The sequence below is a fragment of the Plantactinospora sp. CA-290183 genome, assembly GCF_050936375.1.
Classification (GTDB): Bacteria; Actinomycetota; Actinomycetes; order Mycobacteriales; family Micromonosporaceae; genus Plantactinospora.
Window position 1 is genome coordinate 13,729 of record NZ_JBNJMX010000023.1, and the last position, 20,545, is coordinate 34,273.

General features: G+C 72.2%; 19 protein-coding genes. 7 read left to right on the forward strand and 12 right to left on the reverse strand.

Annotation, left to right across the window (positions count from 1 at the left end):
- Positions 1 to 6 precede the first annotated feature (6 nt).
- Together ACQEUR_RS21925 and ACQEUR_RS21930 are read right to left on the reverse strand one after the other, a co-directional pair.
- A complete protein-coding gene (locus ACQEUR_RS21925; protein WP_433034305.1) occupies positions 7 to 3,342 on the reverse strand; it encodes a ThuA domain-containing protein in 3,336 nt (1,111 codons plus the stop codon).
- Positions 3,343 to 3,533: 191 nt separating this feature from the next.
- Complete coding sequence (locus ACQEUR_RS21930) at positions 3,534 to 4,790, reverse strand: FAD-dependent oxidoreductase (RefSeq protein ID WP_433034306.1); 1,257 nt, start codon at positions 4,788 to 4,790, stop codon at positions 3,534 to 3,536.
- Between the two features lie 234 nt (positions 4,791 to 5,024).
- Here ACQEUR_RS21930 and ACQEUR_RS21935 point away from each other — a divergent pair, with 234 nt between their 5' ends.
- Together ACQEUR_RS21935 and ACQEUR_RS21940 are read left to right on the forward strand one after the other, a co-directional pair.
- A complete protein-coding gene (locus ACQEUR_RS21935) occupies positions 5,025 to 5,873 on the forward strand; it encodes a CoA transferase subunit A (protein ID WP_433034307.1) in 849 nt (282 codons plus the stop codon).
- Positions 5,870 to 6,652, forward strand: coding sequence for a CoA-transferase subunit beta (locus tag ACQEUR_RS21940; protein ID WP_433034309.1), 783 nt, complete (start codon positions 5,870 to 5,872; stop codon positions 6,650 to 6,652). Before ACQEUR_RS21935 ends, ACQEUR_RS21940 begins: the two co-directional genes overlap by 4 nt.
- A gap of 63 nt (positions 6,653 to 6,715) precedes the next feature.
- Here the strand turns inward: ACQEUR_RS21940 and ligD are convergent, their stop codons facing one another.
- Positions 6,716 to 7,675 carry a non-homologous end-joining DNA ligase gene (gene ligD / locus ACQEUR_RS21945; RefSeq protein ID WP_433034311.1) on the reverse strand — a complete coding sequence of 320 codons (960 nt, stop codon included), beginning with the start codon at positions 7,673 to 7,675 and terminating at the stop codon, positions 6,716 to 6,718.
- Between the two features lie 133 nt (positions 7,676 to 7,808).
- Here ligD and ACQEUR_RS21950 point away from each other — a divergent pair, with 133 nt between their 5' ends.
- Positions 7,809 to 8,273, forward strand: coding sequence for a PPOX class F420-dependent oxidoreductase (locus ACQEUR_RS21950; protein WP_433034313.1), 465 nt, complete (start codon positions 7,809 to 7,811; stop codon positions 8,271 to 8,273).
- A gap of 28 nt (positions 8,274 to 8,301) precedes the next feature.
- Here ACQEUR_RS21950 and ACQEUR_RS21955 read toward each other — a convergent pair whose 3' ends face one another.
- Positions 8,302 to 8,973 carry a hypothetical protein gene (locus tag ACQEUR_RS21955; RefSeq protein ID WP_433034315.1) on the reverse strand — a complete coding sequence of 224 codons (672 nt, stop codon included), beginning with the start codon at positions 8,971 to 8,973 and terminating at the stop codon, positions 8,302 to 8,304.
- A 33-nt stretch (positions 8,974 to 9,006) separates the two neighbouring features.
- A complete protein-coding gene (locus tag ACQEUR_RS21960) occupies positions 9,007 to 9,891 on the reverse strand; it encodes a glycosyltransferase 87 family protein (RefSeq protein WP_433034317.1) in 885 nt (294 codons plus the stop codon).
- A 101-nt stretch (positions 9,892 to 9,992) separates the two neighbouring features.
- Here ACQEUR_RS21960 and ACQEUR_RS21965 point away from each other — a divergent pair, with 101 nt between their 5' ends.
- From ACQEUR_RS21965 to ACQEUR_RS21975, 3 genes are all read left to right on the forward strand, one after another.
- Positions 9,993 to 11,081: a WD40/YVTN/BNR-like repeat-containing protein gene (locus tag ACQEUR_RS21965; protein ID WP_433034319.1), complete on the forward strand. Its 1,089-nt coding sequence runs from the start codon at positions 9,993 to 9,995 to the stop codon at positions 11,079 to 11,081.
- Position 11,082: 1 nt separating this feature from the next.
- Complete coding sequence (locus ACQEUR_RS21970; protein ID WP_433034321.1) at positions 11,083 to 11,358, forward strand: MoaD/ThiS family protein; 276 nt, start codon at positions 11,083 to 11,085, stop codon at positions 11,356 to 11,358.
- Positions 11,359 to 11,737: 379 nt separating this feature from the next.
- Positions 11,738 to 12,979: a type III PLP-dependent enzyme gene (locus ACQEUR_RS21975; RefSeq protein ID WP_433034323.1), complete on the forward strand. Its 1,242-nt coding sequence runs from the start codon at positions 11,738 to 11,740 to the stop codon at positions 12,977 to 12,979.
- Here the strand turns inward: ACQEUR_RS21975 and ACQEUR_RS21980 are convergent.
- From ACQEUR_RS21980 to ACQEUR_RS21995, 4 genes are all read right to left on the reverse strand, one after another.
- The gene (locus ACQEUR_RS21980; RefSeq protein ID WP_433034325.1) at positions 12,913 to 14,247 is read right to left on the reverse strand and encodes a flavin monoamine oxidase family protein; all 1,335 of its coding nucleotides are present in this window, start codon (positions 14,245 to 14,247) and stop codon (positions 12,913 to 12,915) included. The genes ACQEUR_RS21975 and ACQEUR_RS21980 overlap by 67 nt on opposite strands.
- 308 nt (positions 14,248 to 14,555) lie before the next feature.
- The gene (locus ACQEUR_RS21985) at positions 14,556 to 15,791 is read right to left on the reverse strand and encodes an RNA polymerase sigma factor (RefSeq protein ID WP_433034327.1); all 1,236 of its coding nucleotides are present in this window, start codon (positions 15,789 to 15,791) and stop codon (positions 14,556 to 14,558) included.
- Complete coding sequence (locus ACQEUR_RS21990) at positions 15,772 to 16,146, reverse strand: YciI family protein (RefSeq protein WP_433034329.1); 375 nt, start codon at positions 16,144 to 16,146, stop codon at positions 15,772 to 15,774. The genes ACQEUR_RS21985 and ACQEUR_RS21990 overlap by 20 nt, the downstream gene beginning before the upstream one ends.
- Before the next feature lie 201 nt (positions 16,147 to 16,347).
- On the reverse strand, positions 16,348 to 16,578 hold the full coding sequence (locus ACQEUR_RS21995; RefSeq protein WP_433034331.1) for a GntR family transcriptional regulator: 231 nt from the start codon (positions 16,576 to 16,578) through the stop codon (positions 16,348 to 16,350).
- Between the two features lie 186 nt (positions 16,579 to 16,764).
- Here ACQEUR_RS21995 and ACQEUR_RS22000 point away from each other — a divergent pair, with 186 nt between their 5' ends.
- Positions 16,765 to 17,004, forward strand: a complete 240-nt coding sequence (locus ACQEUR_RS22000; RefSeq protein WP_433034333.1) for a hypothetical protein — start codon at positions 16,765 to 16,767, stop codon at positions 17,002 to 17,004.
- Between the two features lie 106 nt (positions 17,005 to 17,110).
- Here ACQEUR_RS22000 and ACQEUR_RS22005 read toward each other — a convergent pair whose 3' ends face one another.
- The 3 genes from ACQEUR_RS22005 to ACQEUR_RS22015 are packed head-to-tail and all read right to left on the reverse strand — an operon-like array spanning position 17,111 to position 20,544.
- On the reverse strand, positions 17,111 to 18,631 hold the full coding sequence (locus tag ACQEUR_RS22005) for an alpha-N-arabinofuranosidase (RefSeq protein WP_433034335.1): 1,521 nt from the start codon (positions 18,629 to 18,631) through the stop codon (positions 17,111 to 17,113).
- Positions 18,632 to 18,675: 44 nt separating this feature from the next.
- A complete protein-coding gene (locus ACQEUR_RS22010; protein WP_433034337.1) occupies positions 18,676 to 19,575 on the reverse strand; it encodes a carbohydrate ABC transporter permease in 900 nt (299 codons plus the stop codon).
- Between the two features lie 3 nt (positions 19,576 to 19,578).
- Positions 19,579 to 20,544 (reverse strand): carbohydrate ABC transporter permease, encoded by a 966-nt coding sequence (locus tag ACQEUR_RS22015; protein WP_433034339.1) that lies wholly within the window; start codon positions 20,542 to 20,544, stop codon positions 19,579 to 19,581.
- Position 20,545 lies beyond the last annotated feature (1 nt).

The window sequence follows — 20,545 nt, forward strand, 5'->3', positions numbered from 1 at the left end:
CTCCGATCAGGACCCGGCCGCGCCGAACTCCACCCAGTTGAGGTTGACCAGGCCGGTGGTCGGGCCGCCGGTCGCCGCCCGGAACACCAGGTAGAGCCGGTGGGTGCCGGCCGGATAGCTGACCGGGACCGCCGTACTGGTGAAGGTGCTGGCGTTGGCCGTCGCCGGCAGCGTGCCGGTGGCCACCAGCGGTCCGGTCGGCGAGTCGACCCGCAGCTCGACGGTCGAGCCGGGGCCGGAGCCGCCGGAGTGGCGCAGGGTCACCGCGCCGACGCCGCCGAGGTTGACCGGGTCGAACGCGATGTGGTCACCCGGGTCGACGCCGCTGACGTGCGAGCCGCCCCCGGTGTCGGCGGTGGTCGCCACCGAAACCCCCTGCTGCACCTGGGCGAACTCGGCCTGCTGGCGGCGTACCTGGATGACCGCCTGGCCGATGGTGGTCAGCGCCGCCTGCCCGCCGCCACCGAGGTCGGTGTAGGTGGCGCTGATCCCGCCGTACAGGTAGCCGCCCGCGTGGTCGCCGCCGTCGGCCGGGGACTGCAACGTCCCGGTGCAGCCGGTGGTCGAGCCGTGCTCGTGGCCGTGGGTGTCGTGGCCGAGCACGAACGACACGGTCACCCGGGAGCAGTCGATCTCCCCGTCCTCCGGGTCGGTCACCGTCACCGTGAACGGGACCGGGTCGCCCCACTCGAAGAAGCTGCCGGCCACCGGGGTGGTCACGGTCACCGTGGGCGCGGTGTTGCCGACCGTGATGGTCCGGGTCAGTACGGCGGTCCGCCCGCTGGAGTCGGTGACCGTGAGCTTCGCCGCGTACGTGCCGTTGGCGGGGTACGTGTACGACGGGTTCGGGTCGGCGGAGTCCACCGTGCCGTCGCTGTCGAAGTCCCACGCGTAGGAGATCGACTCGCCCGGGTCGGGGTCGTGCGATCCCGTGCTGTCGAACCGCACGGTCAGCGGCGCCGGTCCGGACGTCGGCGTGGCGGTGAAGGCCGCGACCGGCGAGCGGGTGCCCTTGACGTAGCGGATCACCGCGAGCTGGGCGTCCGGGTTCGGCCGGAAGAAGCCGTCGCCGTACTCCAGCACGTAGAGGCTGCCGTCCGGGCCGAACTCCATCTCCATCGGGTTGTCGAAGACGAAGCCGGGCAGGAACTGCTCGACCCCGACCAGGTTGCCCCGGCCGTCCGTACGCATCATGAAGAGCTTGTCCCGGGTGAACTCCCCGAAGACGACGGCGTTGTCGTAGTACTCCGGGAACTTCGTGTCCGAGTCGTTGGCCGGGTCGTAGTCGTAGATCGGTCCGCCGTGCGGGCCGACGCCGCCGGTCCCCAGCACCGGCCACTTGAAGTCGCAGGTCGTCGGCGGATTCTCCAGGTACGCCCCGGGGCACGGGGTACGCGCCTCGTAGGTGTACCAGAACTGCGGCTGCTGCACGGCCGGCAGCACGCTCAGTCCGGTGTTGCGGGGCGAGTCGTTCACCGGTGCCCCGCAGTTGAACGGCTCGCCGGAGGTGCGGGTGGCGAAGTCGTAGTCGACGTACGGCAGGCTCGGCGAGTAGCAGTACGGCCAGCCGTAGTTGCCGGGCTTGTTGGTGGCGAACCACCGGCCGGTCCCCTCCGGTCCCCGCGCCGGGTTGGCGGTACGCGAGTCGGGCGAGTAGTCGGCGACGTACAGCATGCCGTTGCGGTCCACGTCGAACCGGAACGGGTTGCGGAGCCCCATCAGGAAGATCTCCGGCCGGGTCTTCCCCGCGTGGTCCTGCGCCTCCGGGAAGAGGTTGCCCTCCGGGACGGTGTACGTGCCGTTCGGCTTCACCCGGATCCGGAGCACCTTGCCGCGCAGGTCGTTGGTGTTGCCGGAGGAGCGCTGGGCGTCGTAGCCCGGCCCCTGGGTCGGGGACTCGTTGATCGGGGTGTAGCCGTCCGAGCCACCGGCGTTGGTGTCGTCGCCGGTGATCAGGTAGAGCAGGCCCCTACCGTCGAACTTCACCTTGCCGGCCACGTGGCAGCAGATGCCGCGGTCCACGTCGACCCGGAGGATCTGCTGCTCGGTGGACATGTCCAGGCTCGGCGTGGCGCCGTTGACGAACTTGACCCGGGAGAGCTGGTTGTAGCCCTTGAACTTCTCCCAGACGCTGGGGTCGTTGCTGGTCGCCGGGGCGTCGCCCTCGTTGACGCCCGGGGTGGCCGGGTCGTCGACCGGGGTGTTCAGCCGGGGCGAGTAGTAGATGTAGACCCAGCGGTTGGTGGCGAAGTCCGGGTCGATCGCGACGGTCTGTAGACCGTCCTCGTCGTGGTTGTAGACCGGCACGGTGGCGATGACCGGGCTGGCCGAGGTCTCCGGGTCGTAGAGCCGGATCTCGCCGCCCCGGGTGTTGTGCAGCACCCGGCCGTCCGGGAGCACGGCCAGCGACATCGGCTCGCCGGGCTCGTCGTTGAGGGTCACCTTCTCGTAGTTGGCCACCACCGTGGCGCCGCAGTCGCCCTCGACCACGCCGGCCGCCCACTGGATGCCGCCGAGCAGGTGCTTGCGGAAGGCACTGGTCCGGTACGTCTCGATGGAGTGGCCAAGGCCGGTGTACCAGGAGCGGCCGCCCTGGTGGTCCTTGCACCAGGCCATCGGGTGGTCCCAGCCCATCGAAGCACCGCCGAAGCTGCCCGGGTCGGCGGTGGCGAGCACGTGCGCGCTGCCCCGGACGTTGGCGGTGAAGTTGTACCACTCCTCGGTCAGGGTGAGCGTGCGCGGCACCGTCTCGGTGGACGGGTGCGCCCGGTCGGCGACGTCGACGTTGCCGGGCTCCACCGCCGCCACGCCGGCCACCTTGGCGCCGACGAGCTGCTGGTAGAAGGCCCAGTCCGACTCGGTCTCCGCGGCGGCGTGCACGCCGACGTATCCGCCGCCCGCCTTGACGTACGCCTCGAACGCGGCCTCCTGGGCCGGGTTGAGCACGTCGCCGGTGGTGTTCAGGAAGACCACGGCCCGGAACTTCGCCAGGTTGTCGGCGGTGAACGCGGACGCGTCCTGGCTGACCGTCACGGCGAAGCCGTTCGCCTCGGCGAGGCCCCGGATGGTGCTGACGCCGTCGGAGATGGAGGGTCGGCGCTCGCCCGCCGTCTTGGTGAAGACGAGCACCCGGAAGCTGCCGGGAGCCCGGGCGGAGGACCGCAGGGCGGCGGGGCCGTTCTCCGGGCCGAGGTCGGTCGTCGTCGGGCTGGCGCCCGCCGGCCGGCTGGCGCCGGTGTCCGGGGCCGCCACGGCGGTGGCTCCCGAGGTGGCGATGGTCAGGGGGACGGTGAGGACGGCGACGGCCAGGGTGGCCAGCCGTCGCCGTAGCGATCGAGCCATGTCTCCTCCGGGGATGGGGGGATTCCGCGCCGGGAAACGAAGGGGGTTGGTTATGGCGGTGAGGTGTCACGCCGGTTACGGATGGGGCAACCCTATCGACGGATCGACACTAGGAACAGTCCCAGATGGAGGAACTTTCGTTCGCTTCGACGAAAGTTGATGCGTTGCCAGCAAAACTTGGCGACCGGAGATCAGCTATCCTCTATGCCTCGCCGGGCGGCGGGCGGACGGCGGGCGAAGGCCGGCGCGTGCTCCGGGCGTACACCGACGCCGATCAGGTACGCCAGCGCCAGGGACATCGGCGGGAAGTGCCGCAACAGGGCGAGGACGGGCGCGGGCGGCCCCGCCCGCCGGCCGTCCAGGATCGGCATCACCATGTTGCGGTGCATGAGCCGCTGCATCCGTTGCACGAGGACGGTCGGCAGCAGTCGCCGGGCGCGTACCCCGGCCAGCTCGGCGGGGGTCACCGCGCCGCGCCGCAGCGGCCCGGCGAGCAGCGTGGCGGCGGCCACCGCGTCCTGGACGGCGAGATTGATCCCGACGCCGCCGACCGGCGACATGGCGTGCGCCGCGTCGCCCAGGCAGAGCAGCCCGTCGAGGTGCCACCGGTCGAGCCGGTTCAGCCGTACGTCCAGGTGCTTGACCTCGTCCATCGACGCGAGCGCGGCCACCCGGTCGGCCAGCCCGGGCGCCAGTTCCGCGATGTCCCGGCGGAAGCTGCCGATCCCCCGGGCCCGCAGCTCCGCGTCGGTGCCCTTCCGGGCGATGTACGCGACCTGGAGGTAGCCCTCGCGCGGAATGACCACGGCGAACCGGCCACGACCGGCTCGGGGGGCCAGCCCGTTCAGGCGGTCGCCCGGGTCGCCGGGCAGGCGGAACCACCAGGCGTCGATGGGCACCGGAAACTCTCTCGGCCGCAGGTCGGCCTGCTGCCGGACGGTCGACCAGCGGCCGTCGCAGGCGACCGTCAGATCCGCGCGGATCTCCCCCAACTCGCCGTCCGGCCCCCGGTAGCGCACGCCACGGACCCGGCCGGACTCGCGGAGCAGCCCGGTGCCCTCGGTCCGCATCCGCAGCGTGAAGGACGGTTCCTCGCCGGCCGCTCCGGCGAGCAGGTTGAGCAGGTCCCACTGCGGCACCATCGCGACGTAGCGGTGGGGCGTCCGCAGGCGGCGGAAGTCGGCGACGACGACCTCGCGGTCCTCGCCGAGCGGGAAGGCGACCTGGGACAACCGGCTCTGCGGCAGCTCGGCGAAGCGCTCCGCCAACCCGAGTTCGTCGAGGAGGCGCAGGGTCGACGGGTGCACGGTGTCGCCACGGAAGTCGCGGAGGAAGTCGGCGTGCTTCTCCAGCACCGTCACCTCGACGCCGGCCCGGGCCAGCAGCAGCCCCAGCACCATTCCGGCCGGTCCACCCCCGACGACGACGCAGGTCGTCTGCTCGGTCATCCCGGTCACCCCGCTCCGATCAACATATTCAACGGTTGGTGAATTCCTCATCGACGGTACTCCCGGGACAGCGACGACCGCAACTGTCCGGGCGGGCACGTTGACGAGTCCGGATGCCCCACGCTACGTTCGTTCTAAGAACAACCGTACGGAAAACGAACGAAGGCACGCGGTCCGCCCGCCGCCGCCGTCCGACCCGGCGGCGACGACACGTAATCGGGAGACTGGGAACCGATGGCTGAGATCGTCTCGTTGGCCGAGGGCGTGGCCGAGCTGGTCAACGACGGGGACACCGTGGCGTTGGAGGGCTTCACCCACCTGATCCCGTTCGCCGCCGGACACGAGATCATCCGCCAGGGCCGCCGCGACCTGGAACTGGTCCGGATGACGCCCGACCTCGTCTACGACCAGCTCATCGGGATGGGCTGCGCCCGACGGCTGGTCTTCTCCTGGGGCGGCAACCCCGGCGTCGGCTCCCTGCACCGGTTCCGGGACGCCGTCGAGCGCGGCTGGCCGAACCCGCTGGACCTTGAGGAACACAGCCACGCCGGCATGGCCAACCGGTACGTCGCGGGCGCCTCCGGACTGCCGTTCGCGGTGCTGCGCGGCTACACCGGCACCGACCTGCCCCGGCACACCGGCACCATCAGGCCGGTCACCTGCCCCTTCACCGGCGAGGTGCTCACCGCCGTACCGGCGCTCAACCCGGACGTCACCGTGGTGCACGCCCAACGCGCCGACCGGGCCGGCAACGTGCAGCTGTGGGGGATCACCGGGGTGCAGAAGGAGGCGGTGCTCGCCGCCCGCCGCTCGCTGGTCACCGTGGAGGAGATCGTGGACGCGCTGGAACCGGTGCCCGACCAGGTGGTGCTGCCGACCTGGGCACTGACCGCCGTCGCCCTCGCCCCCGGCGGAGCCCACCCGTCGTACGCGCACGGCTACTCCGTCCGGGACAACGACTTCTACCAGGCCTGGGACGCGATCAGCCGGGACCGCGACGTGTTCCGGGCCTGGATGACCGAACACGTCCTCGACCCCGGCCCGGCGGCCCGGTCGGCACGGGACGCCGGGAGGGACGCATGAGCACCACCTGGAGCGCCGACGAGATGATGACCGTCGCCGCCGCCCGGCAGCTACCGGACCGCTCCTCGTGCTTCGTCGGCATCGGCCTGCCGAGCACCGCCGCCAACCTCGCCCGGGCCACCCACGCGCCCCGGCTGGCGCTCATCTACGAGTCGGGGTGCCTGGGCGCCCGGCCCGACCGGCTCCCCCTGTCGATCGGCGACGGGGTGCTGGCCGACACCGCCGACGCGGTCGTCAGCGTGCCGGAGGTCTTCAACTACTGGTTGCAGCCCGGCCGCATCGACGTCGGATTTCTCGGCGGCGCCCAACTCGACCGGTACGGCAACATCAACACGACGGTGATCGGCGGTGACTACGCCGACCCGAAGGTCCGGCTCCCCGGCGCCGGCGGGGCACCCGAGATCGCCGCGTCCTGCCGTGAGGTGATCGTGATCCTCCGGCAGAACCCGCGCACCTTCGTGGAGCGCCTGGACTTCGTCACCTCGGTCGGCCACGGCGCCGGCCCGGGTGACCGGGAACGGCTCGGCCTGCGGGGCGGCGGCCCCCGGGTGGTCATCACCGACCTCGGCGTACTCGCACCCGACCCGGCCAGCCGCGAACTGGTGCTGACCCACCTGCATCCCGGGGCCACCGTCGAACGGGCCCGCGCGGCCACCGGCTGGGACCTGACCGTCTCCGCCGACCTGCGCACCAGCGAACCGCCGACCGGGCACGAACTCCGGGTACTGCGGGCGCTCCACGCCACGAACGGGGCGGGCCGACCCGGTACGGCCGGCTGACGACCGCCGGAGTACCTGCCCCGGGTCGTAGGCCGCCCCTCGGACGGCGGGTGACCGCGCCCGTCACTGGTTCGCGCGGCGGGCACGGGCCCGCCGCTTGCCCTCGTGCATCGCCTGGACCCGGGCGACCGGGATCGTCCTGCCCTCCTCGACCAGGCCGGCGTCGAGCCGCTGTGGTGCCGGCATCCGTTCGGTCCACGGATCGCCGGCGCCGACCAGCCCCGGCACCGTACGCAGGGTGAAGTCGGCCGGCGTGACACGGTCCAGCTCCGTCCAGGGCAGCGGGAACGAGACCGGCACGCCGGGGCGCAGGCGCGGGCTGTAGACCGCCACCACGGTCGCCCCGCCGGCCCGGGTGGAGTCGAGGAACACCTTGCCGTCCCGGTCCTCGCGGATGAACGCCGTGGTGGCCAGCGCCGGATCCAGCCGCTCGGCCCGCGCCGCCACCGCGCGGGTCGCCGCCGCCAGCTCCTCCCCCGTCGCCCGATCCTCGACCGGTACGAACACGTGCAGTCCCTTGGCTCCGCTGGTCTTCACCACGCCGGTCAGGCCGGCGTCGGCCAGCACCTCCCGGACCAGTTCGGCGGCGCGGACCACCAGAGGGAACGCCCCGCCCTCGGGTGGGTCGAGGTCGAGCACCAGGTGGGTCGGCCGATCCGGGCGGTCGACCCGGCTCAGCGTCGGGTGGTACTCCACCGCCCGCTGGTTGGCGAACCAGAGCAGGGTACGGCGGTCGTTGCAGAGCGCGTACGACACCTCGCGGTGGGAACTCTCGGCCCAGAGCCGCACCGTCGGCACCCACTCCGGGGTGTACCTCGGGACGTTCTTCTGCATGAACGGCGCCTGCCCGCGGAGCACCCGGACCACCGACAGCGGCCGGTCGGCCAACTGGCGGACGAGCCGGTCGCCGAGCGCGTCCAGGTAGTCCACCAGGTCCCGCTTGGTCGCGTCCGCCCCCTCGAAGAGCGGCTGGTCGAGGTTGGTCAGCGGCACCCCGTCCCGCGTCTCGCCCCCGCCGCTCATGCCGGTACCCCGCTCCGCCTCATCCGGCCACCCTCCCGGCGTTCGCCGGCCCGGTCAACTCGCAGCGCGCAGGACCGGGAAAGAACGCCCCGCCCGGTGCCGGGTGGCGACCGGTGCCTGGTAGAAACGAGCGATGAGCCGCACCATCGCCACCAACACCCGCGTCGGCCGCCCCGACCTGGTGGAGTTCCTCCGCCCCCGGCACCGGGCGATCCTGATGACCACCCGTCCCGACGGCCGGCCCCAGTCCTCCCCGGTGACGTGCGGGGTCGACACCGAGGGCCGGATCGTCGTCTCGACGTACCCGGAGCGGGCCAAGGCGGTCAACGTGCGCCGTGATCCCCGGGTCTCGGTCTGCGTGCTCTCCGACGACTGGAACGGGCCGTGGGTGCAGGTCGACGGCACCGCCGAGGTACTGGACCTGCCGGCGGCGCTGGAGCCGCTGGTGGACTACTTCCGCTGCATCTCCGGCGAGCACCCGAACTGGGACGAGTACCGCGAGGCGATGCGGCAGCAGGGCAAGTCGCTGATCCGGGTGACCATCGAGAACTGGGGGCCCCTCGCCACCGGCGGCTTCCCGGCCCGGCTCGCCGACTGACGCCGTACGCTCCCCGGTCGTCCGCTGCTCACCGGCCGTCGAGTTCCTTCGTGTACTCGGCCAGCGGGCTGCCGTCCACGCCGTACGCGACCAGCCGGCCGTGGGCGAGGGTGGCGGAGCGGAACGAGAAGAGCCGCTGCCCCGGGTAGACCTCCAGCAGCGGGATGACCCGGGCGGCACCCCCGGGGGCCGACTGGTACTCCAGCCGGGACACCCGGGAGTCGACCACGCCGTTGACGCGTACCTTGGTCTTCTCCCTGACGATGCCGAAGCCGATCGGCCGGCCCGCGCCGAACGTGGCGCACTCGGCCTGGCTGCGACAGACGTAGAAGTAGCGGGGGTTCGGCACGTCGGCCAGCGCGTACGCCTTGAAGGTGGGATCCGCGCCGGCCGGCAGCGGCTGTACGGCGACGAACGCCACCGCGGCGGCGAGGCCGGTGCCCACCCGCAGCCAGCCGCGGGCGTTCGGGATCCGGCGTCCGGCGGCGGCGACCGCCACCGCGACGCCGCCGAACCCGGCCAGGCAGACGGTGACGGTGCCGAGAACACGGGCGTTCTCGAAGAGGAACTGGAGTCCGGGGGTGACGGAGACCTGGCTGAGCAGGGCGCCGAGGGAGAGGACCATCACCAGCAGGAGCGCGGCGCCGGCCGCCCGGCGCAGCGGGCCGTGCGCGGCGATCAGCAGCATCGCCGCCAGCACCGGCCAGATCTGGTGGTGGGTCCAGGAGACCGGTCAGGCGGCCACGGTGGCGCAGCCGACGAGCACGGCGGCGTGCGCCGGCTCCCCGCCCAGCGCCATCTGCCGGGCCCGCAGCAGCGCCACGCCGCAGATCACCGCGACCAGCGCCGCCCAGAGCAGCGGAAAGCTGGCGCCGTCCACCCCGGCGCGCAGGAGCATCCCGTGCACCGACTGGTTGCCCAGGGACGCGAGGTTGCCGACCCGGGAGGTGTTGAGGAACGTTCCGGTCCAGAAGGTCCAGCTGTCGGCCGGCAGGACGGCGGCCCCGACGGCGGCGCAGGCCGCGAAGGCGGCGACCGCGCGACCGGCGTCCCGGTAGCGGCGGGAGAACAGGAAGAAGACCACGAAGAGCAGCGGGGTGAGCTTCACGGCGGCGGCGACCCCGACCAGCACCCCCCGGTACCGGGCCGGGGTCAATCCCATGGCGTCGACCAGGGCCAGCAGCACGATGAAGACGCTGACCTGCCCGAACCGCAGGTTGCTCTGGGCCGGGGCGCTGACCAGCAGGGCGCAGGCGATCGCGGCGACCGCCACCGGCCGCCGCTGCCGGGCCAGCGCGAGCGCGCCGCCGACCGCCACCGCGATGGCGGCGACCGCCGCACAGGTCAGGGCCAGCCAGCCGAGCTGGACGACGCCCTCCGGCAGCAGGGCGACGGGCGAGAGCACCAGCGCCGCGAACGGCGGGTACGTGAACGGGCCGCTGTTTTCCGCGACGTAGTCGTAGAGCGGGTGGCCGGCGTGCAGATGTCGCACCGCGCCGTAGTAGATGTGCAGGTCCGACAGGCGGTCCCAGTCCGGGCGCCGCAGCACCAGCACCGAGGAGACGACCGCGATCGCCCCGAACACCGCCCACAGCGCCATCCCCCGACGGTCCCGCATACCGCGAGTCTAGGCCCGAGCGTGGAAGTCGGTTTCTGTCGGTGTCGGTCGACATACTGTCCGGCAGGCCGCGACGACGCGCGCCGGATCGGAGGACGATCATGACGACAACCCTGCTCGCGATCGGCACCGGCAAGGGGCTCTTCCTGGCCCGCAGCGACGACGGCCGGGCGAGTTGGCAGCTCAGCGGGCCGCACTTCCCGATGACGGGGGTCTATTCCGTCGCCATCGACAAGAGACGGGCGACGCCCCGGCTTCTCGCCGGGGTCACCAGTTCGCACTTCGGGCCGAGCGTGGGCACCAGCGACGACCTCGGCGCGTCCTGGCGGGAGCCCGACGAGGCGCCGCTGTCCTTCCCCGTCGAGACCGGGGCGACCCTGGAGCGGGTCTGGCAGCTGGCGCCCGGCCCGGCGGACGAGCCGGACCTGGTCTACGCCGGCACCCAGCCGTCGGCGCTGTTCCGCTCGGTCGACGGTGGGGTCAGCTACGAGCTGGTCCGCCCGCTCTGGGACCACCCGCACCGGGAGGAGTGGGGCGCCGGCTTCGGCGGCCAGGCGATCCACAGCGTGCTGCCGCACCCGACCGACCCGGCCCGGGTCGTGGTGGCGATGTCGACCGGCGGGGTCTACCGCACCGACGACGCCGGTGCGAGCTGGACGCCGGGCAACAGCGGCATCCGGGCCTACTTCCTGCCCGAGGAGTGGCCCGAGTTCGGGCAGTGCGTGCACAAGATCGCCCGGGACGCCGCCGATCCGGAGCGGCTCTACGCGCAGAACCACCACGGTGTCTACCGGTCGGTCGACGGGGGCGGCACGTGGCAGTCGATCGCCGAGGGGCTGCCGAGCGACTTCGGTTTCCCGATGGTGGCGCATCCGCACCGCAGCGGCGTCATCTACAACTTCCCGCTCACCGCCGACGGCGAGCGGTTCCCGGTCGACCGGCGCTGCCGGGTCTACCGGTCCAGCGACGCGGGTGGCAGTTGGGAGCCGCTCACCGCCGGGCTGCCGAGCGGTCCCTACTACCCGGCGGTGCTGCGGGACGCGATGTGCACCGACGACAGCAGCACGGCCGGGGTCTACTTCGGCACCCGCTCCGGCGAGGTCTACGCCAGCCGGGACGAGGGCGACTCGTGGTCCCTGGTCGCCGCCCACCTGCCCGACGTGCTCTGCGTCCGCGCCGCGGAGGTGTGAGGTGGTCACGGTCCTGGTGCCCGGTGCGCTGCGGGTCGAGGCGGCGGGTCAGAGCCGGCTGACCGTGGAGACGGCCGGCACGCTGGCGGCGGTGCTGGACGAGGTGGACGCGCGCTGGCCCCGGCTCGGCCGGCGCATTCGCGACGAGCAGGGCCGGCTGCGCCGCTACGTCAACGTCTATGTGGACGGGGAGGACTGCCGGCAGACGGGCGGGCTGGCGACGGCCGTACCGCCGAGCGCCGAGGTCCAGGTCCTTCCGTCGGTCGCCGGCGGCTGAGTTCCGGGTCGCGCACGACGACGCCCGCCGTCCGGGGGCAAGGGACGGCGGGCGTCGTCATGCCCGGGACCCGAGGCTCGGTCGTGTGATCGCTGCCGCTTCCTCCACCGCGCCGACCCGCCGCCCGACACGGCCCGGCGGGTAGATCGCGCAGGTGGCGCCCTTCTTTTTGGCGCGAACTGTCCACTGAGTCGCTAATCAGACGTCCGGGTAACTTCACAGATGATTCATCCCGAGTCCTTGAGCAAGATCATGAGCGCGGATAGTGTTCCTCACCGACCCCCGATAGCGAGGACGACGGACGAGCGGACCCAGGTAACGCGTCGAGTCCGCGTGCTCACCGTTGGCATTCCGCCGACACGCTTCCAAGAGGACATTCGTGGAACACGACTTCCGTGCGCGGGTACGTCGCGCCCTGGCCACGGACATCCAGAACATGCCAGCGCTGTCCCTGGTGGAATCCTTCGGCTCCCCGCTGCTGATCCTGGAGCCCCGGAACATCCGCCGGCAGTACCAGGCGTTGCAGCGGGCCCTGCCGATGGTGGAACACCATTTCGCCATCAAGGCGCTCCGGCATTCCGCCGCCGTCGCCGCCGTGGACGAGTGTGACGGGTATTTCGATGTCATGACCAACAGCGATGTCGACATGGTGAAGGCGCGGGGCATCGATCCTGGGCGCTGCATTCACACCAACCCAATCAAGCGGATGCGCGATATCGTCTACGCGTTCCGTCATGGACTGCGTACGTTCGTCGTGGACAACTACGCCGAGGCGGACAAGTTCGTGCCCTACGCCGGGCAGGTTCAGCTTCTGGTCCGGCTCAGCTTCCGCAACCCGGAGGCGAAGAGCGACCTCTCCTTCAAGTTCGGGGTGCCCCCGGAGGAGGCGGAGAAGCTGGTCTCCTACGTCCGGGACCGGGGGCTTGCCGTGGCCGGTTTCAGCCTGCACGTCGGCAGCCAGATCCACACTGCCCAGGCCTACGTCGAGGCGATCGAGCAGGCCACCGGGCTGATCGACCGGGTGGAGCGCGAGCAGGGCTTCCGGATGACCATGTTCGACATTGGTGGCGGGTTCCCGGTGCCGTACCTGGAACCGGCACCCACCCTGGCGGAGATCGCCGCGGGGATCACCCCGCTGCTGGAGCCGCTCGCCCAGCGGATGCGGCTGCTGTCCGAGCCGGGCCGGTTCGTCGTGGCGTCGTCGATGACGCTGATCAGCGAGGTGGTCGGGAAGAGCGTCCGCAACGGTCGGCCGTGGTACTACCTGGACGACGGGGTGTACGGCAGCTACTCCAACGTCATCTTCGAGCAGGTGACCCCGCCCGTCATCGCGTTCAAGGAGTTGGACGGGGATCGGCAGCTGCCGTTGACGCCCAGCGTGCTGGCCGGCCCGACCTGCGACAGCGTGGACGTGATCACCACCGACTGCCCGCTACCGGCCCTGGAGATCGGGGACCTCGTGGTCAGCCCGATGATGGGGGCGTACACCTGGGTGTCGGCGACCGAGTACAACGGCATCGCCCGGACACCCATCCGGGTGGTGAGCGACTGGGACTACGTCGAGGACGAAATGATCTCCGCCGCGGCCCGCCAGCCGGACTCGATCGCCCCGTCGAGGTAGCCGTTCCACTCCACCGCGGTCTCGGTCCCGGCCCAGTGCAGCCTGCCCACGGGCTCGCGCAGGGCCGGACCGAAGGCGGTCCAGCCACCGGGGGTGAGATGGCCGGAGAAGCAGCCCCGGGTCCACGGCTCCGCCGTCCAGTCGAAGATCAGGAAGTCACTCAGCTCGCGCGCCCGCTCCCCGTAGAGCGTGACCAGGTTGTCGACGATCAGCGTCCGCTGTCGGTCCGGGCTCTCCCGACGGAGCAGGTGCGCCTCGGCGCCGTAGACGAAGACGACCAGGTCGTAGAAGCTGCCGTCCGGCGGTGAGTTGTCGAAGGTCTCGCTCACCACGCCCTCGTCGGTGAGCGCCCAGCCGGACCAACCGGCGTCCCGCCAGAACGGGTGCCGGTAGAACGCGTGCGCCTTCAGGGCGTACCCGCCCGGCATCCGCTGGCACAGCCCGTCCCGGGCGGCGGGCAGGCCGGGCTCGTAGACGATCCGCCCGGCCAGTACCGGCGGGATCGCCACCACCACGTGTTGCGCGGTGTACCACTCGTCGTCGGTGACCACGGTGACCGAGTCGGGATGCTGGATGATCCGGCGGACCGGCTGGTCGAGGCGCACCGCGGCACCCAGATCCGCGGCCATCGCCTCGGCGACCACCTGGGACCCGCCGACGATGCGCTCGTGCTGGGCACCGCCCTCGCAGTCCATCAGGGAGGCGATCCCGCCTCCGCTCGCCACGTAGAACAGGGTCTGGAGCAGGGAGTGGTCGCCCGCGTCCCCGGCGAGCAGCCCGCCGGAGACGCCGCGCCCGACCAACCTGGCCGCGGCGGGTTCCGCCGCCTCCCGCTGGAGCCACGAGGCGAACGTCTGGCGGTCCCACTCGGCCGCCTGCGGGTGGGTCCAGGGTGCCGCCAGCGGCAGCTGGACGGTGAGCTGGTCGACGCGGTCGAACAGCGCCTGCGCCGCCTCGGGTGTCCTGGTGAGCAGTTCGCCGTCGTAGCGCCTCAGCTCGTTGCCGTCGCCGAAGGTGGGGATGGTCTCGATGCCGTACTCGGCCACCAGCTGGGCGATCTTCAGCTGCTTCGGGCCGATCCACTGTCCGCCGAGGTCGATCGTGATGCCGTTGGGGAGGGTACGACTCAGGGTCCGGCCACCGACCCGGTCGCGGGCCTCCAGCACGGTCACCGACAGACCCTGCTGCCGTAGCCGACGTGCCGCGCTGAGCCCGGCGAAGCCCGCACCGACCACGACGACGTCCGGACGACGGTTGCCTGTCAGCATGGACACCCTCTTCAGCCGTCGGGCCGCCCACTGACGGCGGCCCGCTCGCCCCAAGATCGTGCCATGCCCGGCGTCTCCGCCCAACCCGTGTGCCACCCGCCGGCCCGTACCGCGCACCGCCGGGAGCCGGCCGGCGCCAGGGTGCTGACCTGCGAGGATCGGATTCTTTCCGGTGAGCGGGCCGGCCGGACCGCGCGCCTGTCCCCGGCGGTGGCCACCACCCCGCGGACCGGGTTTCCGCCCCGCTTCACGCACCGTTCATCGCCGGTCCGCCGGGCCGCTCCGCCACCGGCCGCCACCGGCCCCCGTCATCCCCCGCCGAGGGCGGCCCGCAGGTCATGGAGCAGGTCGCGTTCCGCGGCGTTGCCGGTCCGGGCGATCGCCGCGTCGTACGCCCGGACCGCCTCGGCGGCCCGCCCCGACCGCCGGAGCAGGTCGGCCCGGACGGCGTGGAACGGTTGGTAGTGGTCGAGATCGAGGTCGTCGACGAGGCGGAGAGCGGTCTCCGGACCGTCGGTCTCGGCGACCGCGACCGCGCGGTGCAGCGCCACCACCGGGCTCGGGGCCAGGGCGAGGAGCTGGTCGTACAGCTGCCGGATCTGTGCCCAGTCGGTGGCCGCCGCGCTCGGGGCGTCGCTGTGCACGGCGTTGACGGCGGCCTGGATCTGGTAGGGCCCCGGCCGTCCCCGTCGCAGGCACCGCCGGACGATCGCCTGCCCCTCGGCGACGAGGCCGCGGTCCCAGCGGGCACGGTCCTGGTCGGCGAGGCGCACCGGCCGGCCGTCCCCGGTGGTACGCGCCGGCCGGCGTGACTCGACCAGCAGCATCAGCCCGAGCAGTCCCAGCACCTCGGGCTCGTCCGGCATGAGTTCGGCCAGCGCTCGTCCGAGGCGGATCGCCTCCGCGCAGAGTTCGGCGCGGATCAGCCGGTCCCCGCTGCTCGCCGCGTACCCCTCGTTGAAGATCAGGTAGACGACCGCCAGCACGGTCCGGAGCCGGTCCGGCAGGTCCGCGTCGGCCGGCACCCGGTACGGGATCCGGGCGTGGCGGATCTTGCCCTTGGCCCGGACCAGCCGCTGGGCCATGGTCGGCTCGGCGACCAGGAAGGCCCGGGCCACCTCGGCGGTGCTCAGCCCGCCGAGCAGCCGGAGCGTCAGCGCGACCCGCGCCTCGGCAGCCAGCGCGGGATGGCAGCAGGTGAAGATGAGCCGGAGCCGGTCGTCCGGCACGGCGTCCTCCTCGGCTGGTTCGTCGGGGCTGCGCAGCAACGCCGCCTGCGTGTGCCGGTCCGTCCGGGACGCCTCGCGGCGGCGGTGGTCGATCGCCCGGTTCCGCGCGGTGGTGATGATCCACCCGGCCGGGCTGGGCGGGAGTCCGCGCGACGGCCAGTGCCGCAGCGCCGCCGCGAAGGCGTCCTGGACCGCCTCCTCGGCGGCGTCGATGTCACCGAGGAGCCGGACCAGGACGGCGACCGCCCGCCCGTACTCCGCCCGGAAGACCCGTTCGATCTGGGCCGCGGGAAGGTCAGGAGGGTGGCCGGTCACACCCGTCGGCCTCGTCCTCGAGTGGGCGTACCTCGATCGGCAGCAGGCCGATGGCCCGGGCGAGCTTGCCGCCCCATTCCAGCGCGGCGTCCAGATCGGGGGCCCGGATCACCGTGAACCCGCCGAGATGCTCCTTCCCCTCGGTGTACGGCCCGTCGGTCATCAGCACCTCGCCGTCGCGGGCCCGCAGCACGGTCGCGGTGCTGGGCGGGTGCAGCCCGCCGGCGAAGACCCACGCGCCGGCCGCCTTCATCTCCCGGTTCAGCGCCTCCAGGTTCCGCAGGATCGGGTCCAGCGTCTCCGGCGGCGGCGGGTCCCCGTCGGGCTGGTAGATGCTGAGCAGGTACTGCTTCATCCGGGCGTTCCTCTCGTTCCGCGCCGGCACCGTGCCGGCCTCCACCCTCCATACGAACCGTCGCCGGCCGGATCGACACCCGGCCGCAGATTTCTCCGGCCGGCCGCGCCGGTCGACCGGAGGCGGAGACCACGGGGATCAGGCGTCGGAACACCGGGCACGCCGGTGCCGGCCTGCTCGGTGCGCCCGCCGCGCGGGCCGTCATTTCTCCCGGACGTAGGTCCCGCGCTGCGGGAGCGTGACGACCAACCCGCGTTCGCGCAGCAGCGCGACGGCCGAGCGTACGGTCCCACGGGCCACGCCGTACTGCTGGCGCAGCTGCGTCTCGCTGGGCAGCAGCTGCCCCGCCGCCAGGTCGCCGTCCTCGATCCGCTTCGTGAGCAGGTCCGCGAGCTGCACGTAGAGCGGCGTCGGCGACATGGGGTTGATCATGCCTTCGAGGCTACAGACGACCTGAACGCCCTGGTCATCAGGTACGTTCTGGACGTTCTAGACGTATACGGTTACCATCGCTGCGTGCTCGTGTTCGGTCGGCAACGGACGCGATCACACGGTAAGCACCCCGGCCACGTGACGTGCGCTCCGTGGCCGGGGTCTGCCATCTCAGGGAGGACCGGCATGTCCAAGGACAACCGTCGACTCAGCCCGGGGCTCGTGCTCTGGGTGGCCGGGCGGGTGATCACCCAGCACGCGGAGGCCACCGATCCGCACCGGGCCACCGGCCGGTGCAAGCAGTGCCGACCCGACGGCTGCGCCATGCTCGCCTGGGCCATCGGCACCGTACGGGCGGAGCGGACGGCCGGCCACCGGCCGAGGTGGTACGCGGCCGGCCCCGCACCGATCCGGAGTGCGTCGTGACCGCCCGGTAGCCGGCAGCCCGGCCGGGGGCCCAGCCCGGCGGCCCGCCCCGGGACCGGTCGATCCCGGGCGGGCCGAGAGCCTGACGGCCCGGCGGTCGGCGGGGTCAGCCGGCCCGACGCAGCCGGATCACGCTCCAGGACAGCGGCGGCAGCAGCACCTCCAGCCGCCCGTCGGCCACCGTGGGATCGGGCAGCCGCCTCGGGGTGACCCGGTCCGGCTCGTCCGCGCTGTTCGTCGCCTCCGGCTCCTCGTCGCAGATGGCGAGGTGCTCCCCCACCGCCAGCCCCGGACAGGCCCGCAGGTCGGCGTCGAGGCGCAGCGGCCGGTCCTGGTCGCGGTTGACGGCGAAGAGGGTCAGCTCACCGGCCTCCTCGTCGAGCACGGCGGTCGCGGAGAGCGTCGGCACGGCGCCGTGCCGCCCCGTCTCGTGCACCGGGCCGGTCGGCTCCACCCGCAGCACGGTGCCGCGACCGTACCGGGACGTCAGCGCGAACGGGTGGTAGGTCGGCTGCCGCCAGACGGCTCCACCGGGCTCGGTGCGGATCGGGGCGATCACGTTGACGAGCTGCGCCAGGCAGGCGATCTTCACCCGGTCGGCGTGCCGGAGCAGAGAGATGAGCAGGTCGCCCACGACCACCGCGTCGACCACCGAGTACGTGTCCTCGATCAGCCGGGGTGCCCGGGCCCAGTCGAGGTTCTCCTCACCGGCGAACCTGCTCTGGTACCAGACGTTCCACTCGTCCACCGAGAGGTTGATCCGCTTGGTGTGCCGCCCGACCGCCCGGACGTGGTCGGCGGTGGCCACCACCGACTCGATGAACCGGTCCAGGTCGACGGCGCTGGCCAGGAAGCTCGCCCGGTCGCCGGCGTGCTCCTCGTAGTAGCTGTGCACCGAGACGTAGTCGACCAGGTCGTACGTCTCGGCCAGCACCGTCGCCTCCCAGGTGCCGAAGGTGGGCATCCCGCTGCCCGAGCTGCCGCAGGCGACCAGCTCGATGGAGGGGTCCACCCGGCGCATCGCCTGCGCGGTCTGCGCCGCCAGCCGCCCGTACTCCCGGGCGGTGGAGAATCCCGTCTGCCACGGGCCGTCCATCTCGTTGCCCAGACACCAGAGCTTGATGTCGTACGGGTCCGCGGCGCCGTTGCGGCGGCGCAGGTCCGACCAGTGGGTCCCGGACGGGTGGTTGGTGTATTCGAGGAGGTTGCAGGCGGCCTCCACGCCCCGGGTGCCGAGGTTGACCGCCATCATCGGCTCGCTGCCGACCCGGCGCGCCCAGGCCGCGAACTCGTCCACGCCGACCTCGTTGGTCTCGATCGACCGCCAGGCGAGGTCGAGCCGGCGTGGGCGCTGGTCCCGGGGACCGATCCCGTCCTCCCAGTTGTAGCCGGAGACGAAGTTGCCGCCGGGATAGCGCAACACCGGCACACCCAGCTCCCGTACCAGGTCGGCGACGTCCCGGCGGAACCCGTCGGCGTCGGCGGCGGGATGCCCCGGCTCGTAGATCCCGTCGTAGACGCACCGGCCCAGATGCTCCACGAACGAGCCGTACAGCCTCGGGTCGACGTCGCCGATCCGGAAGGCGGGATCCACGGTCAGTGCGGCCTGGTGCACGGGTTCCTCCATCGGTGGGTGGTGGCACGACTCCTCGGACCCCGATTGTGCGCCGGTCAGCCCTTGAGGCCGGTACCGGCGATGCCCTCGACGATCCGGCGCTGGAAGAGCAGGAACACCAGCACCAGCGGCAGCGCGCCGAGGATGGCCGAGGCCATCGTGTCGGCGTACCGGATGCCGTAGGTGCCCTGCACGGTGGCCACGCCGACCGGGATCGTCATCAGCTTGGGGTTGCTCACCGCGAGCAGTGGCCAGAGCAGGTTGTTCCAGCTCCAGACGAAGCTGAAGATGGCCACGGCGGAGACCACCGGCCGGGACAGCGGCATCACCACCTGGCGGTACGTGCGGAAGAAGCCGGCCCCGTCCATCCGGGCCGCCTCGTCGAGGTCCCGGGGCAGCGCGTCGAAGAACTGCTTGAAGATGAAGACCGCGATCGCGGTGGGCACCTGGGGCAGCAGCACCGCCCAGTACGTGTTGAGCAGGTCCACGCTGGCGAACTGCCGGAAGTGCGGCACGATCAGCACCTGGTTGGGAATCATGATGCCGCAGAGGATGAGCCAGAAGACCACCCGGCGGTAGCGGAACCGCATCCGGGACAGCGCGTACGCGGCCATGCTCGCGGTGACCACCGTGCCGAGCGCGGCGAGCGCCGAGGTGACGAAGCTGGACGTGTACCAGTGCACGATGTCGCTCTCGGTCAGCACCGTCCAGAACGCCGCGAGGGTCGGATCGTCGATCAGCCAGGTCGTCCTGATGGTCTCCGCGTTGGGCTTGAGCGCCGTGTCGACCGCCCATGCCAGCGGCACCAGCCAGACCAGCGCGAAGGCGACGAGGACGCCGAGGCAACAGCGGTTGAAGAGCCTCATCCGGCGGTCGACCGAACTGGCGAGGCGGGCGGCGGCGACGTCGGTGCCGGCCTCCCGGTCGGCCGTGGTCGGCTGGGTGATCGTGGACACGCCTCACACCTCCTGGTCCTGGCGCCGGGTCGGTTCCCGGTACTGGCGGGTCAGCACCAGCCACACCGCCGAGACCCCCAGCACGAGCAGGAAGAACAGCGTGGAGGAGGCGGCGGCGTACCCGGTGCGGTAGTCGGTGAAGCCGACGTCGAAGACGTACTGCAACGCCGAGCGGGTGCTGAAGTTCGGCCCGCCGCTGGTCATGATGTACATCTGGTCGAAGACCTTCAGCGACGCGACGATCTGGAGCACCACCACCAGCGTGGTGGTACGCCGCAGCAGCGGCAGGGTGATCCGGCGGATCTGCTGCCAGGGGCCGGCCCCGTCGATCGAGGAGGCCTCGTAGAGGTCCCGGGGGATGTCCTGGAGCCCGGCGAGGTAGAGCACGAAGTTGAAGCCGAGCGTCCACCACACCGTGGTGACGGCCAGCGAGATCATTGCCCAGTCCGGGTCACCGAGCCAGTTCGGCGCGGTCAGCCCGACCGCCTCGACCCACTGGCTGAGCAGGCCCAGCGACGGGGTGTAGAGCCACACCCAGATCAGCGACACCACGGCCGAGGGCAGCACGTACGGCAGGAAGAAGGCCAGCCGGAAGAACCAGCGCCCGCGCCGGACCCGCTCGGCGAGCAGCGCGAACAGCAGCGCCAGCACCACCAGCGGTGGGGTGGTGAGGATGGTGAACCAGACGGTGTGCCAGAGCGCCAGCCAGAAATCGGTGCTGGCCAGCGCCTCGGCGTAGTTGCCCAGACCGGTGAACCGCCCGAGTCCGGGGCGTACCAGGCTGGTCTGGAAGAAGCTCATCACCACCCCGTACAGCGCGGGTCCGATGATGAAGAGCAGGTAGAGCCCGAGGAACGGGGCCAGGAAGAGCAGCGCGGGCCGGCCGTGCCCGGTCGGGCGGCCGGCGCCGGCCGGCGCCGGCACCGCCGTGGTGCGGGCCGGGTCGAGCGCCCGGGTGGTGGTGGCCACG

Coding starts and splice junctions, on each gene's coding strand:
- ACQEUR_RS21995 (WP_433034331.1), bottom strand. CDS start 16,578: ATGATCAACCCCATGTCGCCGACGCCGCTCTACGTGCAGCTCGCGGAC.
- ACQEUR_RS21925 (WP_433034305.1), bottom strand. CDS start 3,342: ATGGCTCGATCGCTACGGCGACGGCTGGCCACCCTGGCCGTCGCCGTC.
- ACQEUR_RS21930 (WP_433034306.1), bottom strand. CDS start 4,790: ATGACCGAGCAGACGACCTGCGTCGTCGTCGGGGGTGGACCGGCCGGA.
- ACQEUR_RS21940 (WP_433034309.1), top strand. CDS start 5,870: ATGAGCACCACCTGGAGCGCCGACGAGATGATGACCGTCGCCGCCGCC.
- ACQEUR_RS22000 (WP_433034333.1), top strand. CDS start 16,765: ATGTCCAAGGACAACCGTCGACTCAGCCCGGGGCTCGTGCTCTGGGTG.
- ACQEUR_RS21990 (WP_433034329.1), bottom strand. CDS start 16,146: ATGAAGCAGTACCTGCTCAGCATCTACCAGCCCGACGGGGACCCGCCG.
- ligD (WP_433034311.1), bottom strand. CDS start 7,675: ATGAGCGGCGGGGGCGAGACGCGGGACGGGGTGCCGCTGACCAACCTC.
- ACQEUR_RS22005 (WP_433034335.1), bottom strand. CDS start 18,631: ATGGAGGAACCCGTGCACCAGGCCGCACTGACCGTGGATCCCGCCTTC.
- ACQEUR_RS21935 (WP_433034307.1), top strand. CDS start 5,025: ATGGCTGAGATCGTCTCGTTGGCCGAGGGCGTGGCCGAGCTGGTCAAC.
- ACQEUR_RS21960 (WP_433034317.1), bottom strand. CDS start 9,891: ATGCGGGACCGTCGGGGGATGGCGCTGTGGGCGGTGTTCGGGGCGATC.
- ACQEUR_RS21980 (WP_433034325.1), bottom strand. CDS start 14,247: ATGCTGACAGGCAACCGTCGTCCGGACGTCGTCGTGGTCGGTGCGGGC.
- ACQEUR_RS21965 (WP_433034319.1), top strand. CDS start 9,993: ATGACGACAACCCTGCTCGCGATCGGCACCGGCAAGGGGCTCTTCCTG.
- ACQEUR_RS21950 (WP_433034313.1), top strand. CDS start 7,809: ATGAGCCGCACCATCGCCACCAACACCCGCGTCGGCCGCCCCGACCTG.